This window comes from Streptomyces sp. NPDC050548 (assembly GCF_044457385.1).
Lineage (GTDB): Bacteria > Actinomycetota > Actinomycetes > Streptomycetales > Streptomycetaceae > Streptomyces.
In genome coordinates this window covers 201853-215666 of the sequence record NZ_JBITGV010000007.1, presented here as the reverse complement: position 1 = coordinate 215666, position 13814 = coordinate 201853, and the positions used below count along the sequence as shown (strand labels likewise).

Annotated in this window: 16 protein-coding genes and 1 pseudogene; 9 read left to right on the top strand and 8 right to left on the bottom strand. The window is 71.1% G+C overall.

What is annotated here, in order from left to right; translation table 11 throughout:
* Nucleotides 1-55: 55 nt before the first annotated feature.
* Nucleotides 56-1000, top strand: coding sequence for an endonuclease/exonuclease/phosphatase family protein (locus tag ACIBJH_RS21360; protein WP_399118406.1), 945 nt, complete (start codon nucleotides 56-58; stop codon nucleotides 998-1000).
* Here ACIBJH_RS21360 and ACIBJH_RS21355 read toward each other — a convergent pair.
* The gene (locus ACIBJH_RS21355) at nucleotides 990-1655 is read right to left on the bottom strand and encodes a TetR/AcrR family transcriptional regulator (protein ID WP_399118405.1); all 666 of its coding nucleotides are present in this window, start codon (nucleotides 1653-1655) and stop codon (nucleotides 990-992) included. The genes ACIBJH_RS21360 and ACIBJH_RS21355 overlap by 11 nt on opposite strands.
* Nucleotides 1656-1720: 65 nt before the next feature.
* On the opposite strand from ACIBJH_RS21355, the gene ACIBJH_RS21350 reads away from it, so the two are divergent.
* Together ACIBJH_RS21350 and ACIBJH_RS21345 are read left to right on the top strand one after the other, a co-directional pair.
* Complete coding sequence (locus ACIBJH_RS21350) at nucleotides 1721-2488, top strand: MBL fold metallo-hydrolase (RefSeq protein WP_399118404.1); 768 nt, start codon at nucleotides 1721-1723, stop codon at nucleotides 2486-2488.
* A gap of 73 nt (nucleotides 2489-2561) precedes the next feature.
* The gene (locus ACIBJH_RS21345; protein ID WP_399118403.1) at nucleotides 2562-3110 is read left to right on the top strand and encodes a cupin domain-containing protein; all 549 of its coding nucleotides are present in this window, start codon (nucleotides 2562-2564) and stop codon (nucleotides 3108-3110) included.
* Nucleotides 3111-3190: 80 nt separating this feature from the next.
* Here ACIBJH_RS21345 and ACIBJH_RS21340 read toward each other — a convergent pair whose 3' ends face one another.
* The 5 genes from ACIBJH_RS21340 to ACIBJH_RS21320 form a co-directional block, all read right to left on the bottom strand.
* Nucleotides 3191-4426: a serine hydrolase domain-containing protein gene (locus ACIBJH_RS21340; RefSeq protein WP_399118402.1), complete on the bottom strand. Its 1236-nt coding sequence runs from the start codon at nucleotides 4424-4426 to the stop codon at nucleotides 3191-3193.
* A gap of 210 nt (nucleotides 4427-4636) precedes the next feature.
* The gene (locus tag ACIBJH_RS21335; RefSeq protein ID WP_399118401.1) at nucleotides 4637-5272 is read right to left on the bottom strand and encodes a hypothetical protein; all 636 of its coding nucleotides are present in this window, start codon (nucleotides 5270-5272) and stop codon (nucleotides 4637-4639) included.
* On the bottom strand, nucleotides 5269-5844 hold the full coding sequence (locus ACIBJH_RS21330) for an RNA polymerase sigma factor (RefSeq protein WP_399118617.1): 576 nt from the start codon (nucleotides 5842-5844) through the stop codon (nucleotides 5269-5271). Before ACIBJH_RS21330 ends, ACIBJH_RS21335 begins: the two co-directional genes overlap by 4 nt.
* Before the next feature lie 57 nt (nucleotides 5845-5901).
* Complete coding sequence (locus ACIBJH_RS21325) at nucleotides 5902-6786, bottom strand: urea carboxylase-associated family protein (RefSeq protein WP_399118400.1); 885 nt, start codon at nucleotides 6784-6786, stop codon at nucleotides 5902-5904.
* Entirely contained in the window at nucleotides 6783-7502 is a 720-nt protein-coding gene (locus tag ACIBJH_RS21320) for a GntR family transcriptional regulator (protein ID WP_399118399.1), read from the bottom strand. The genes ACIBJH_RS21325 and ACIBJH_RS21320 overlap by 4 nt, the downstream gene beginning before the upstream one ends.
* 173 nt (nucleotides 7503-7675) lie before the next feature.
* On the opposite strand from ACIBJH_RS21320, the gene ACIBJH_RS21315 reads away from it, so the two are divergent.
* The 3 genes and pseudogenes from ACIBJH_RS21315 to ACIBJH_RS21305 all read left to right on the top strand — a co-directional run bounded on the left by ACIBJH_RS21315 (nucleotide 7676) and on the right by ACIBJH_RS21305 (nucleotide 10009).
* Nucleotides 7676-8497 carry an ABC transporter substrate-binding protein gene (locus ACIBJH_RS21315; protein WP_399118398.1) on the top strand — a complete coding sequence of 274 codons (822 nt, stop codon included), beginning with the start codon at nucleotides 7676-7678 and terminating at the stop codon, nucleotides 8495-8497.
* Between the two features lie 6 nt (nucleotides 8498-8503).
* Nucleotides 8504-9157 (top strand): annotated as a pseudogene (locus ACIBJH_RS21310) (amino acid ABC transporter permease); the annotation flags it as partial.
* 135 nt (nucleotides 9158-9292) lie between these two features.
* Nucleotides 9293-10009 carry an amino acid ABC transporter ATP-binding protein gene (locus ACIBJH_RS21305; protein WP_399118616.1) on the top strand — a complete coding sequence of 239 codons (717 nt, stop codon included), beginning with the start codon at nucleotides 9293-9295 and terminating at the stop codon, nucleotides 10007-10009.
* Nucleotides 10010-10094: 85 nt separating this feature from the next.
* Here ACIBJH_RS21305 and ACIBJH_RS21300 read toward each other — a convergent pair whose 3' ends face one another.
* Both ACIBJH_RS21300 and ACIBJH_RS21295 read right to left on the bottom strand, forming a co-directional pair.
* Nucleotides 10095-10754, bottom strand: a complete 660-nt coding sequence (locus ACIBJH_RS21300; RefSeq protein WP_399118397.1) for a response regulator — start codon at nucleotides 10752-10754, stop codon at nucleotides 10095-10097.
* Complete coding sequence (locus tag ACIBJH_RS21295) at nucleotides 10751-11962, bottom strand: sensor histidine kinase (protein WP_399118396.1); 1212 nt, start codon at nucleotides 11960-11962, stop codon at nucleotides 10751-10753. The genes ACIBJH_RS21300 and ACIBJH_RS21295 overlap by 4 nt, the downstream gene beginning before the upstream one ends.
* Nucleotides 11963-12093: 131 nt before the next feature.
* On the opposite strand from ACIBJH_RS21295, the gene ACIBJH_RS21290 reads away from it, so the two are divergent.
* The 3 genes from ACIBJH_RS21290 to ACIBJH_RS21280 all read left to right on the top strand — a co-directional run bounded on the left by ACIBJH_RS21290 (nucleotide 12094) and on the right by ACIBJH_RS21280 (nucleotide 13732).
* Nucleotides 12094-12693 carry a VanZ family protein gene (locus ACIBJH_RS21290; protein ID WP_399118395.1) on the top strand — a complete coding sequence of 200 codons (600 nt, stop codon included), beginning with the start codon at nucleotides 12094-12096 and terminating at the stop codon, nucleotides 12691-12693.
* Between the two features lie 33 nt (nucleotides 12694-12726).
* Nucleotides 12727-12996 carry a hypothetical protein gene (locus tag ACIBJH_RS21285; RefSeq protein ID WP_399118394.1) on the top strand — a complete coding sequence of 90 codons (270 nt, stop codon included), beginning with the start codon at nucleotides 12727-12729 and terminating at the stop codon, nucleotides 12994-12996.
* Between the two features lie 88 nt (nucleotides 12997-13084).
* Nucleotides 13085-13732: a TOPRIM nucleotidyl transferase/hydrolase domain-containing protein gene (locus tag ACIBJH_RS21280; RefSeq protein WP_399118392.1), complete on the top strand. Its 648-nt coding sequence runs from the start codon at nucleotides 13085-13087 to the stop codon at nucleotides 13730-13732.
* Nucleotides 13733-13814: the final 82 nt, after the last annotated feature.

Genomic DNA, 13814 nt, shown 5'->3' with positions numbered 1-13814 from the left:
GAGCGCAGGTAAAACCGGTACCACCATCCGGCCGGGCCCCTGGAAGCGTGCCCCGATGTCGACCGCGCTCGCGCTGTCGCTCGGGCTGCTCCTGCTGCTGCACTCGTGGATCCCGGACCGGGTCGGGGGGCTCGGCAGCCTGGTGGAGACCTTCCTGCCGTGGTTCGGGCTGTTCGTGCCGGTGCTGCTGGCCCGCGCGCTGTGGCGCCGCTCCGCCGCCGCGACGGTCGCGCTGGTGCTGCCGGTGACGGTGTGGCTGAACCTCTTCGGCGGACTGCTCGGCGACAAGTCGGGCGGGGCCGGCGACCTCACCGTGGTCAGCCACAACGTGGGCGCCGACAACCCCGATCCGGCCGGCACCGCCCGTGACCTGGCCGCCTCCGGCGCGGACGTACTGGCCCTGGAGGAACTGACCGCGCGGGCGAGCGGCACGTACGAGAAGGAGCTGGCGACGGCGTACCCGTACCACGCGGTGCTGGGCACGGTCGGGGTGTGGAGCAGGCTGCCGCTGTCGGACACCCGGGCGGTCGACACCGCGATGGACGTCGGGCCGCTGGCGGACCGCCTGCCGGCCGGTGCCAGGGCGGCCGAGAACCGGGCGCTGCGCACCACGGTGAGCACGGACCGGGGGCCGCTGGCGGTGTACGTGGCCCATCTGGGATCCGTACGCGTGCTGCCCGGCAGCGGCTTCAGCACGGGCGACCGGAACCGTGGCGCGAAGGCCCTCGCCAAGGCCGTCGCCGCCGAGCCGGACAAGCGGGTGGTGCTGCTCGGCGACCTCAACGGCACCACGGACGACCGCGCGTTCAGCGGCCTGACCTCACGACTGCGCTCGGCCCAGGACGCGGCCGGGGACGGCTTCGGCTTCAGCTGGCCGGCGAAGTTCCCGGTGGCCCGGATCGACCAGATCCTGGTGCGGGGCGTACGGCCGACACGGTCGTGGGTGCTGCCGGCCACCGGGAGCGACCACTTGCCGGTGGCGGCCGGGATCAGCTGGTGAATCCTCCCCTCCCCGATGGGCGGGGAGCGAGCGTCGCGGTGAGCGTGTCGGTCAGCCACTGCTCGTAGGTGGCGGTGGACCAGCCGCGGCCCGCTGTGAGTTGGGTGAACAGTTGGGGACCGGCCAGGGCCCAGAAGATGTCCACCAGGTGGGCCGGATCCGCGTCCGGGGCCAGCGCGCCGGTCCGGTCGAGGTGGGTGACGAACATGGTGACGCCGGTGAGGCGTTCCTGCTCGGCGGTGTCCAGGACCTCGCCGACGTCCGGTCCTGCCTGGGTCAGCAGGGCGAAGAGGGTGGCGACCCGTTCGTGGATTCCGCGGACGTACGCGGCGTAGAGCCGGAGCTTGGTGTCCAGCTCCCGTACGGCCAGGAACTCCTTGACCTGGGGACGGTCCGCCATGGGCACCGGTTCGTCGTCCCCGGCGAGCGTGATGTCCCACAGGGCCTTCACCATGCCCGGCTTGCCGCCGAACGACTTGTACACCGTCTCGGGGGAGACACCCGCCCGCTCGGCCACGGCCCGCACGGTCGTGGCGTGGTAGCCCTCCCTGAAGAGCTGCTCGCGGCAGGCCGTCAGCACCGCGGCCCGGTTGCGGCGCGCGGCCTCGCGGCGGCCCTCGGAGTTGTAGGACCGACGCGGCGTCGTGTCTGCCATCGGCACACCATCCAATTCTGTTACAGTCGACTGTATCGAATACTGTCCGGTCGCCGGAGGCTCGTATGTCCCGTCCCGCGCCCACGCAGGTCGCCGCCGGTGTCCACCGCCTCGGCGACCACGGCGTCAACTTCTACCTGATCGAGGACCCCGACGGTCTGGTCCTGGTCGACGCGGGACTGCCCTCGCACCTGGGGCAGCTGCGCACCCTGCTGGCCGGCCTCGGCCGCAGCGAGGCCGACATCCACGCCGTGCTCCTCACTCACGGCCACCCGGACCACACCGGTCTCGCCCGCCCCCTCCAGGAGGCGGGCACCGACCTCTGGATCCATGAGGGGGACGCCGCGATCCTGCGCGACGGCCCGCGCAGCGCGATGAAGCACGCCAAGCCGGAGCGGTCGATGCTGCCGTATCTGCTGCGCAGGCCCGGCGCGCTCGCGCTCCCCCTCTCGCTGGCCCGGTCCGGGGCGTTCACCGCCCGCCCGGTGCTCGGTGCGCGGGAGTTCGACGCCGACCGGGTGATGAAAGAGGTCCCGGGCGCACCCCGGGCCGTCGTCCTGCCGGGTCACACACCCGGCAGCGCCGCGTACCTCTTCGCCGACCGGGGGCTGCTCTTCACCGGCGACGCCCTGGTCACGGTCGACGGTTTCACCCACCGCACCGGTCCCACCCTGGTGAGCCGCTGCTTCACCCACGACAGCGGGGCCGCGCTCGCCGCCCTCGACCGCCTGGACCTCCTGACGGCGGACCTGGTGCTGCCCGGCCACGGCGAGCCCTTCACCGAGGGCGTCCGGGCCGCCACCCGACAGGCCCGGGAGTTCGGCATCCACTGAACTCCCGTATCACGCACCACAGTTGTTCCGAATCTTCCGACCCGTGCCAATCCATGCCCTGCGAGGACACGACATGACAACTGCACTGCCGAACGACGGAGCGGAGACGGCGGACTACTACCGTCCGCGCGTCCTGCACGTCCCCGCCGACAAGGGGGTGGTCAAGTGGATGTCGGGCGACGTCTACGAGACCCTGGCGCCGGCCGGCTCCACCGGCGGCGCACTCGGTTTCACGGTCTGCTGGGTGCCCCCGGGCGGCGGACCGATAGCCCATGTGCACAAGAGCGCCGACGAGTCCTTCTACGTCGTCTCGGGTTCGCTGGAGTTCCTGAACGGCGACCAGACCTTCGTCGCCGGCACCGGTGACTTCGTCTTCGTGCCGAGGGGCACCCGGCACCGGTTCCGCAACCGCACCGGCGAGCAGGCGCACATGGTGTCCTTCTTCACCCCCGGCGGGGGCGAGAGCCTGTGGCTGGAGGGTGGCGACGACCCCGTGGCCGGTGCGAAGCCCGAGTTCTGGCCGCCGGAGCGCGGTCTCGCGCTGGGCCCGCTGCTCGGCCGCCCGGAGATCGACCTGGAGATCCTGCCCGAGGAAGCGGACCTCGGCGGGCCGGCCGAATAGGCCGGTGCGGTGAAGGCGGCACAGGGACGGGAAAGGGGGCTTCCTCGTCCCTGTGCCGCCTCCGTCCGGGGCGGGGACCGCTAGCGGAGGGACTGCTGCTGGTCCGACGGGACCGGCCGGTCGTAGACGTGGTCCGGGGTGACGACCTCGGTGACCGCGCGGGCGACGAGCGAGGACGGTTCCTGGCCGCCGTAGGTGATGTCGGTGTTGAGGATGACGACCAGGGTGGCCTTCTGCGAGGGGAGGTAGACGGTCACGGTCTCGTAGCCGGGGATGGAGCCGTTGTGGCCGATCCAGCCGCCGCTCTCGAAGATGCCCAGGCCGTAGCTGAGGCCGGGGAAGCCGGTCGGCAGCATCCTGAGCCGCTGCCGCTGGGTCTCCGGGCTGAGGAGGGTGCCGGTGGCGACGGTCCTGGCCCAGCTGCGCAGGTCGTGCAGGTCGGAGATCATCGCCCCGGCCGTCCAGGCCCAGCTGGGGTTCCAGTCCGTGGCGTCGGCGACCGCGCCGGTCAGCGTCTGATTGGTGTAGCCGCGCGCGTGCGGGTCGGGGAACTCGGGGCCGTCGGGGAACAGCGTGTGGCCGAGGCGGGCCGGGCGCAGCACGTTCCGGTCGATGAAGTCGGCGGCGCGCAGCCCGGTGACCTTTTCGATCACCAGGCCGAGCAGCACCAGATTGGTGTTGGAGTACTCGAACCGCGTGCCCGGCGCGAACGTGTTGTCGTGCTTGAAGCCGTACGCGAGCACCTCGCGCGGGGTGAACGAGCGGCCGGTGTCACTCAGCAGGTCGTGCACGAAGCCGAGGTCGGCGGTGTACGGGAACAGTCCGCTGCGCATCTCGGCGAGGTGGCGCAGCGTGATGTGCCGGCCGTCGGGCACCCCGCGGACGTAGCGCGCGATCGGGTCGTCCAGCCGGACCCGCCCCTCGTCGACGAGCCTGAGCAGCGCGGTGACCGTGAAGGTCTTGGTCTCGCTGCCGATGCGCGCGTACAGGCCGGTGGTCATCGGGCGGTGGGTGACGGTGTCGGCTTCGCCGGTCGCGCGGACGTAGCAGCCCTTGCCCGGCATCCACAGCCCGACGACGACACCGGGGATGCCGGCCTGGCGGCGGACGTCGGCGACGGCCTTGTCCAGCCGGGCCGTGGTCGTACGACCGAGCCCGCCCGCCGGGCCCGCCGGACAGTCGTCCCGGTCGCCGCCCGCGAAGGAGACGGTTGCGGTGGTCGTCGTGGCCACGGCGGAGGTGGTTGCCGTCGGGATCAGTACGGACGCCGCCAGCAGCACGGCTGCCACCAGGCGTCGGGAAGGAGTACGTCGCATGCCGGGCGCTTCTTCCGGTTGGGGGTTGAGGTGGCCACGCCACCATCCGGAGTCCGGCGGAAGGTCCTCCTGCGCTGCGCGTCCCTGCGAGTCCACTCGATCGGACGGACGTTCGTCACACCGCGGTCGCCGTGTCGCGGGAAAGGGAGTACGGCGCCGACAACCCCGGCCACCGGAGCGCGAGCGCGCCGCGGTGGCCGGGGCCGGGGGTCATTTCCCGTACGCCTGGCGGAACTTGGCGATCTCGTCGTCCGAGACGCCGTTCGCGCCGCACACCGGGACCACGCCGCCCTTGGCGGCCACGATGTAGCGGTCGCCGTCCGAGAACGTGAGCGCCTCCGGCCGGCTGGTGTCGTTGTCGAGGACGACCGTGCCGCCGCCGTCGCCCTTCAGCCAGTGGTCGACACGGAAGACGACCGTGGAACCCTCGACGGACGTGACCGTTCCCACGAAGAGCGTCGGGTACCCGCGCAGGGTGTCGGGGGTGGGCGCCACGCACTTGGCGGAGCCGCCCGCGGCGGTGAGTCTCAGGGCCCCGGCGGCGGCCGAACTCCCGCTGTGCTTCGCCTGGTTGGCCCCCGTGTTCGCCGTGCCACCGCCGCCGCCGTGCGTCATGACACCGATCCCGATGCCGCCGCCGAGCAGGAGGAGGCCGACGGCCGCCGCGAGTCCGAGGAGGTGACGGCGGGGCCGTACCGTGGCGGCCTTCGCGGGCCGGAGCGCGTCCGCGGGCGTGGTGGTGTTCAAGGTGTCCTCCACAAGCTGATCGATGTCGGGCGGCGGAGCATCGCGGGTCAGTGCCGGGTCCGCGGCCTTCAGCCGGGCCAGCAACTCGTCGTCGTTCACTGACCGCTCCTTCCTTCATCGCTCTTGTGTCCGGGCCGTGCGTCATTCTTTCGCCCCAGCCGGTCGGCGAGTCTCGCCTTCGCGCGATGGAGCCGGATGCTCACCGCGTTGGGAGTGGACCCGGTCACCTCCGCGATCTGCCGCGGCGCCAGCCCCTCCCACGCCCACAGCCGCACCACCTCGCGGTCCGCCGCCCCGAGGGAAGCGAGCGCGGCATGCAGCTCACTGTGCTCGGCGGCTTCCTCCGGAGCCCGCTGCTGGGTCCTGATCAGCCGCTCCATCAGACGGAGTCTGCGCCCGTCGGCGCGGCGGGCGTTCGCGAGGCAACCCCGAGCCACCCCGTAGCACCAGGGCAGTACGTCGTCGGGGTCGGGCGGGGACGCGGAATCGTCGCCGAGGCCGGGGACGTCGTCGATACGGCGCCACAGCACCAGCAGCGTCTCCGACAGGACGTCCTCGGCCGTCTCGGTGTTCGTGCGCCGCAGCAGATACCGGTGCAGCGGTTCCACCACCACCTGGGCCAGCCCTTCGAAACGCGCCCGCCCCATCCGGCGCGTCTCCTGTTCCGTCATGGATTCCACGACCTGTCCTGTCCGGTCCCGGCCGGATCCTTTCACCGCTGGACCGGATCATTCCCCCGCGCGGAACTCGGGCCGCCGCATCCCGTGCAGATTGCCGTACGCGGCCCTGGCCGGCGGGGCCCAGCCGGCCAGGAGCGCGGGGTCGGGCCGGTACACCTCGATGCCGAGCGGGCGGCAGACGTCCAGGGGGTCGCGGGCGTCCGGGCCCCAGAGGGGGACGGACAGATCGCCGCCGGGGCAGGTCGACAGCGCGCACAGCAGGTCGGTCTCGGCGAAGAACTCGAAGTGGTCGCCCACGCGGGCCGGGCAGTCCTTCATGAAGTACTGGTCGTCGTCGTTGAGGCCGGTGCACTGGAACACGTTGAGCACGTCGTGCACGTCGAACTCGGTGAGCCCGTACGGCAGTACGGCCCGGACCAGGTTCGAGTGGCAGTGGAAGTCGAAGTCCTCGCCGGTGAGCATCCGGTTGACGTACGGGTCGCACCGGGTGCCCAGCAGATCGTGGACGCGTCCGCCGTCGCCGTCCACCCCGTAGTCCGCGAGGGTGTCGGCCGTGACGGTGAGCAGGGGGCGCAGGAACGGCAGGGTGGACCAGATCCGGTCGTAGGTGGAGATGTGCGCGCGCTGCAGCTGGCGGGTGCGGGCGGCCCACATGCGTTCGCGCGGGTCGTGCAGGTTCCACACGTTGAGGTCGCCGACCTGGGGGCCCTCGACGGTGACGATCCGGCACAGGTGTCCCTGCGGGACGGTCCAGGCGCGGCCGGAGCGGATCGGGATCTCGAAGGAGTCCACGAGTTCGTGGCACACTCCGGCGAAGCGGTCGTAGAAAGCGCGGTCGACGTCGAGGGCGCCGCCCTCACCCGCCTGGTAGGCGGCTGCGGCCTTGGACCCGGCGGGCGCCGCACCCGCCCCGGTCACTGTGCGGGAGGTCATCGCTTGCCTTTCGCTGCCGAAGTCGCACTGTTCGTACGGGAGTTGGCCGTACGGGAACTGGCGCGCACGGCGTCCAGCACCGTCCGCTCCGAGTCGTCGAGGTAGACCCGCAGCGCGGCCGTCGCGGAGCTGCGCCGCCCGCCGCGGATCAGGTCGCAGATCTCGCGGTCACGGGCGACCCACGGTGCCTGGAACGCGCCCTGGTCCGCCATCACGGCGAAGGCCAGGCGGAGTTGGGCGATCGTGACCCGGAAGAAGCCGTCGAGGCGGGCGCTGCCCAAGAGAGCCACCAGTGACTGGTGGAAGCGCAGGGACGCGGTGCCGACCTTGTCCCACGCCTCGGCGTCCACGGCGAGTTCGGCCGCGGCGACCTTGGCCTCCATGGCGTCGAGCAGGGGTTCCGGGGCGAGCGGACTCGCGTCGACCGCGCTGAGTTCGAGGGTGCGGCGGGCGACGTAGATGTCCGTCACGTCCTCGGCGGACAGGGTCTTCACCGCGGTGCCCTTGTGCAGTTGCTGCACCACCAGGCCCTCGTCGTGCAGGGTGCGCAGGGCCTCCCGCAGGGTGTTGCGGGAGACCCCGAGTTCGGCGGAGAGCGCGACGTCGCGCAGCGGGGTGCCGGGCGGCAGTTCGCCCTCGACGATGCGTTCGCGCAGCACGTCGGTCACCAGGACGGGCCGTCCGGCGGCAGTCGCCGCGCCGTTCAGAGTCGACATGCCCTCACCCTAGCGCACTATCTGTTGAACAAAATAGAAGCGTGCTTCATGTGTGACATCCAGGAAATTTCGACCTTTTACTTGACTGAAACACCAACCCGTCACCATCATCAGCAGCCAGATTGTTCAACAGTTTGCCATCCACCCCCGTCCCCCGGTCGAGAGGCCCCCTCATGCGCGTGACCCTCCTCCGCTCCATCACCGCCGGCCTGCTCCTCGCCCTGGCCGGCTGTTCGGCCGACTCCTCTTCGGGCGACGCGACCGACGGTTCGGGCACGATGACCGCCGGCACCCTGACCGTGGGATCGGACCTGACGTATCCGCCGTACGCCTATCTCGACGGGAAGACCCCGGCGGGCTTCGACCCGGACATCTCGCGGGCGCTGGCCAAGGCGTCCGGGCTGAAGCCGACGTTCGTCGACACCCGGTTCGAGCAGCTCATCGCCGGGCTCGGCACCGGCCACTTCGACGTGATCGCGTCCGACCTCTACATCACCGACGCACGCAAGAAGCAGGTCGACTTCATCCCGTACTTCACCACCGGCAACTCGATCGTGGTGCAGTCCTCGGGCGGCTACCGCCCGACCGTGGTCACCGACCTGTGCGGCAAGTCCGTCGCCGTCATCAAGGGCGGGCAGATCGTCGAGAAGCTGCGCGGCGACGCGAGCACCCAGTGCAAGGCGAAGGGTGAAAAGGCCGTCGACGTAAGGGAGTTCGCGACCGACCCGGAGGGCACTCAGGCGCTGCTGTCCGGTCAGGTCGACGCCCAGGTCACCGACGGTGCCGTCGCCAAGGCAGCGGCCGACAAGACGAACGGCAGGCTCACCACCTCCTCCAAGTCCCTGATCTACCCGGTCCAGTCCGGGCTGGCGGTCAAACGCGGCGACACCACCCTCAAGAAGACCCTCACCACCGCACTCGACGAGCTCAAGAAGGACGGCACCTACGCCGAGCTGCTGAAGAAGTACAACCTCGGCCAGGCCGAGGGGAGTTGAGCGACGATGGGCAGCTTCGACTGGCACTACACGATCGGTCTGTTCGGCGACGCCGACCTGTGGCGGGCGGCCCTGCTCGTCGTCGAACTCGCCGTCTCCGCCTGGGTGATCGCCACCGCGCTCGGCCTGCTCGTCGCCCTCGCCCAGCAGTCCCGGCTGCGTCCGCTACGGCTGCTGGCCGGCGCGTACGTCTGGTTCTTCCGCAGTCTGCCGCTGCTGGTCCTGCTGATCTTCGTCTACAACTCCCCGCAGCTCTTCCCCGACTTGAGGCCCTTCCTGTCGAGCCCCTTCGCCGCGGGACTGGTCGCGCTCGTGCTCAGCGAGACCGCGTACACCGCCGAGATCCACCGCGGCGGCCTGCTCGCCGTGGGCAAGGAGCAGGGTGAGGCCGCACAGGCGCTCGGCATCCCCTACGCGGGAGTCCAACGCCATGTGGTGGTGCCGCAGGCCTTCCGCGTCGCCCTCCCCGCACTCGGCAACGAGTTCATCAGCATCCTCAAACTCACCTCCCTGGTCAGCTCGATCTCCCTGGCCGAACTCCTGCTGGTCGGCCAGCGCCTCTACACCCAGAACTTCCTGGTCCTGGAGACCTTGCTCGCCGTGGCGGTCTACTACGTCCTGCTCGTCACCCTCTTCGACCGGCTCCGCGCCCTCCTCGAACGCCGCCTGGACGTGCGAAAACGCCGTACCAAAGCGGCAGTTGACGACATCGCGAGGGCCGAAGCACCGACCGCGCCGCGGCGGACCCGCCCCCGTGTCCCGCACTCGGGCGAGGCGGTCGTACGCGCCCGGGGCCTGCGGAAGTCGTTCGGCACCGTGTCCGTCCTGAACGGGGTGGACCTCGATGTGCACCGCGGTGAGGTGGTGGCCGTCATCGGACCCTCCGGCTCCGGCAAGACCACCCTGGTCCGCACCCTCAACCACCTCGAACAGCCCGACGCGGGCAGCGTGGAGATCGACGGGCTGCCGATGGGCGGCCGGGACCGTCAACTCGCCGCCCAGCGGCGGCGCGTGGGCATGGTCTTCCAGCGGTTCAACCTCTTCCCGCACCGGACCGCCCTGCAGAACATCACCCTCGCCCCGCTCCAACAGCGCCTCCACGAGGGCCGGGTGGCCGCCGAGGGCCGGGCGCGGGAGCTGCTGCGCAAGGTGGGCATGGACGCCCACGCGCACAAGTACCCGCACCAGCTGTCCGGCGGCCAGCAGCAACGCGTCGCCATCGCCCGCGCGTTGGCGATGGACCCCAGCGTGCTGCTCTTCGACGAACCGACCTCCGCCCTCGACCCCGAACTCGTCGGCGAGGTCCTGTCGGTGATGGCCGAACTCGCCGCCGACGGCACGACGATGGTCGTCGTCACCCACGAGATGCGCTTCGCCCGTGAGGTCGCGGACTGGGTGGTCTTCATGGACCAGGGCCGTGTCCTCGTCCAGGGCCCGCCCGAGACCGTCTTCGACAACTCCGGGGAACCGCGCCTGGAACGCTTCTTCGCGGCGATCACGACTGCCCCGTGACCACAACTGCTGCGGCGTGGACACCCGCGAGCCGACCGCGTCCCAGGGCGGCTGCTGTACCGGGGGGGGAGCGGGACAACGCCCCTCAGCGCTGGTCGACGAGGCCGCTCTCCCAGGCCCAGGCGGCGATCTCGACGCGGTTTCGGGCGGCGAGCTTGGTCTGCACGTTGCCGAGGTGGGTCTTCACCGTGCCCACCGAGATGGACAGCCGGGCGGCGATCTCCGCGTTGGTGGAGCCCTTGGCCACGAGCCGTACGACGTCCGTCTCGCGTGCCGACAGTTCGGTGGGCCGGGGTTCTCGGGGTCCGGGTGAGGCGGCGCCGGACAGGCCGCGCAGGAGGCGGAGCGTGATGGACGGGCTGACCAGGGCGTCTCCGGAGGCCGCCGCCCTGATCGCCTCGACGAGGAGCGCGGGTCCGGAGTCCTTGAGGAGGAAGCCGCAGGCACCGTCGCGCAGGGCCCGGTGGACGTACTCGTCGTCGTCGAAGGTGGTGACCACCACGACCTTGGGCGGGTCGACCAGGCCGGGGCGGGTCAGCCGGCGCAGTGCCTCAAGCCCGTCGAGCCGGGGCATGCGGATGTCCATCAGCACCACGTCCGGCCGGAGTCGTTCGGCCAGTTCCACCGCCTCCACGCCGTCCGCCGCCTCCCCCACGACCTCGATGTCGTCCTCGGCCGCCAGGATCATCCAGAATCCGGTGCGGACCATGGCCTGGTCGTCGGCGATCAGTACGCGGATCGTCATGCGGCCTTCCCCACCGGCATGGTCGCCTCGATGCTCCAGCCGCCGGCCGTTCCGGGGCCCGCCTCGACTCTGCCGCCGATCATCTCCACCCGTTCCGCCATCCCCTTCAGTCCGAACCCGCCGCCCAGGGCGTGACCCAGCGCGGGCCGCGGCCGGCCGTCGTCCGTCACCTTGACGAGGACCCGGCCCGCCGACCGGAGCAGGCACACCTCCACCTCGGTGAAGTCGCGGGAGTGCTTGCGTACGTTGGTCAGCGCCTCCATCACCACCCGGTGCACGGTGGTGATCACCTCCACCGGCAGATCGTCGAACGCGCCCTCGATCCGCAACAGCGCCCGGCCACCGCCGACCGGGGCGAACTCCTCGACGAGGGACCGCACTTCGCCGATCCCCGCCAGCGGCGCGAGCGCGGCACCGTCCATGTCCCCCTGGTCTCCCTGCCGGTCCGCGTCGCGCAGCATGCCGACCATGGCCCGCATGGACGTCAGCGCCTCCACACCCGCCTGTTCGATCCGCTCCAGCGCGGGCGGCACGAGCTGGGGTCGTCTCACCGCGATCGCACGGGCCCCCTGCGCCTGGACGACGATGCCCGTGACGTGGTGGGCGACGAAGTCGTGCAGGTCCCTGGCGAACTCGGCGCGCTGTTCCAGTCGTACGGTGGCCTCCCGGCGCCGTCTGTCGTCGGTCACCAGGCGTACCGTCAGGCCGATGCCCAGCGCCGCCGTCGCCGCCAGGGTGAAGAAGAACGCCATGACGGCGGTGGTCTCCTTCACTCCCTCCGCGAGCGGGCGCAGCACGATCGCCGGGATCAGTGCCAGTGCTGTCGCCGCCGCCGGCACCGGTCTCCCGCGCCAGACGACGAGCGTCAACAGCCCGAGCAGCGCTGCCGGTTCGGTGATCCCGTACGGCTCCGTGGGATAGATCCCGTTCTCCCCTACGGGCCGCGCCGAGACGACGTGGAGGGCGAGGGTGGTGCCCAGTGACGCCACCGCCGCGACGCCGGCGGACACCGGCAGCGCCCGGGGTCCCAGCCGGGGCGAGGCGAGAAGGGCGGCGACCGCCAGCAGGGCGGACCCGAGTTTCAGCAGGCCGATCGTCGTGTCGTCGAACATGCCCCAGCGGTGGTCGAACAGGCCCAGGGTGAGCAGCAGCGCCGCCACCAGGGGCCATACCACCACGCGCGGCCGCAGCCGCCACCGGAACCTCATGGCGGCGAGCGTAACCGGGGGGTCGGCCAAAAGTCGTAGCGAGCCGCCCAGGATCTGCCTTTCGGGAGATCCGCGCGCGGGGTGCGCCGGGCGACAGTGGCCGTCCGTCCGCATCAGCTAGGAGCATCACCATGGGCAATGTCCAATTCGAGATCGGTTCGGCGACCGTGCTGGGCCCGTTGCTGGCGGCGTTCTGCGTGCTGCTGGCCGTGAACGCGGTGCGGCGGAAACCCGGGTGGGGCGGCAGGCAGGCGGTGACCCGTCTGGCCGGCGCGGTCTACCTCGCCGGCGTGCTGGGCCTCACGATCCTTCCGATCACCGTGACCTACGGCAAGTACGCGAACGAGATGCCGTGGGAGAACCAGCTCCAGCTCATCCCGCTGCTCACCGCCGACTTCAGCTTCGTACCCAACGTGCTGATGCTGGTTCCGTTCGGGATGCTGCTCCCCCTCGTCTCCGCGAAGGCCTCCTCGCTGTGGCGGGTCACCGCCTGGACGGCGCTGGCCAGCGCGTCGATCGAGGTCACCCAGTGCCTCATGTACGTCCTGTTCAACGACGCCCGCTCGGTGGACGTCAACGACCTCATCGCCAACACCCTCGGCGGAATGGTCGGCTACCTGATCATCCGCTCGGCGTCCCGCGTCTCGGCGACGGCCGGTGTCGTGCGCGCCTTCGCCCTGCACGGCGAGCAGATAGGCGCAGGTCACACACTTGCGGCAGAGGTTGGGTAAGCCTCTACCGCGTCTACTCGTGACGGCGTGGGCGTGAGCGTCGACCTGTCGGTGGAGTTCCTCGGCGTCACCCGAGCAGGGCTTCGAGCCGCACGGACCGCCGTGGACACCGCCGCCCACCGCACCCCGCTCGCCATCGAGGCCGTCGCCCACGCCGACGACACCTACGCCGGCCCGTACCCGCTGTCGCTCAGCGCCCGCACGCAGGCGTTCAAGGGACGGCTCAACTCCGGTGAGGTCAGCGGGTACTTCAAGGAACTGAACGACCCCCGACACTCAGTCCGCTCGCTGCCGGACGCGTGACGCCGGCTCCTGTGCGGCTGGTCGCTCGCGTCTCCGACCGGCGAAAAATCCCTACCGGACCGGCCGGTGCAGGACGGAGACTCGTCCCATGGTCGGCATGGTGAGCACGGGGGAAATGGACCGGTTCCGGGAGGCGGTCGCGGAGTGGGCGTCGGCGGCCGGTGACCCCGGTGAACCGGCGCGCGAGCTGGCCGCGGAACTCGGCGTCCGGGTCGCCGTACTGCTCGAAGGCCCCAGCGACGTCGCAGCCGTGGACGCACTCGCGACCGCCCGAGGCCGAGACCTGCCCGCCGAGGGAGTCTGCGTCCTGTCGATGGGCGGCGCGATGAACGTAGGACGCTACGCCCGCCTCCTGGGCCCGTCACCATCCGGCCCGGGCCTACGCCTGACCGGCCTGTGCGACGAACGCGAACACCCCTACTACGCGCGGGCTTTCGACAGCGTGGGCGCGCCACAACAGGCCGTCTTCGTCTGCGCGGCGGACCTGGAGGACGAACTGATCCGCGCGCTGGGCCCGACCCGCGTCACCGAACTCATCGACGCGGAAGGCGACTTGCGCCCGCTGCGCACCTTCCTGAACCAGCCCGCACAGCAAGGTCGCCCCGTCCAGCAGCAGTTGAGGCGCTTCTTCGGCACGACATCGGGCCGCAAGATCCACTACGGCCGGGTCCTGGTAGAGGCCCTCACCCCCGACCGCACCCCGGCTCCCCTCGACGACCTGCTCAACGCCCTGTAGCCGCGGCCCTCTTCAGCCCCCGCACCACGGGTACCTGGCACACCCAACTCTCATCATGAGAGTGAACTTGCATAAAGAGAGT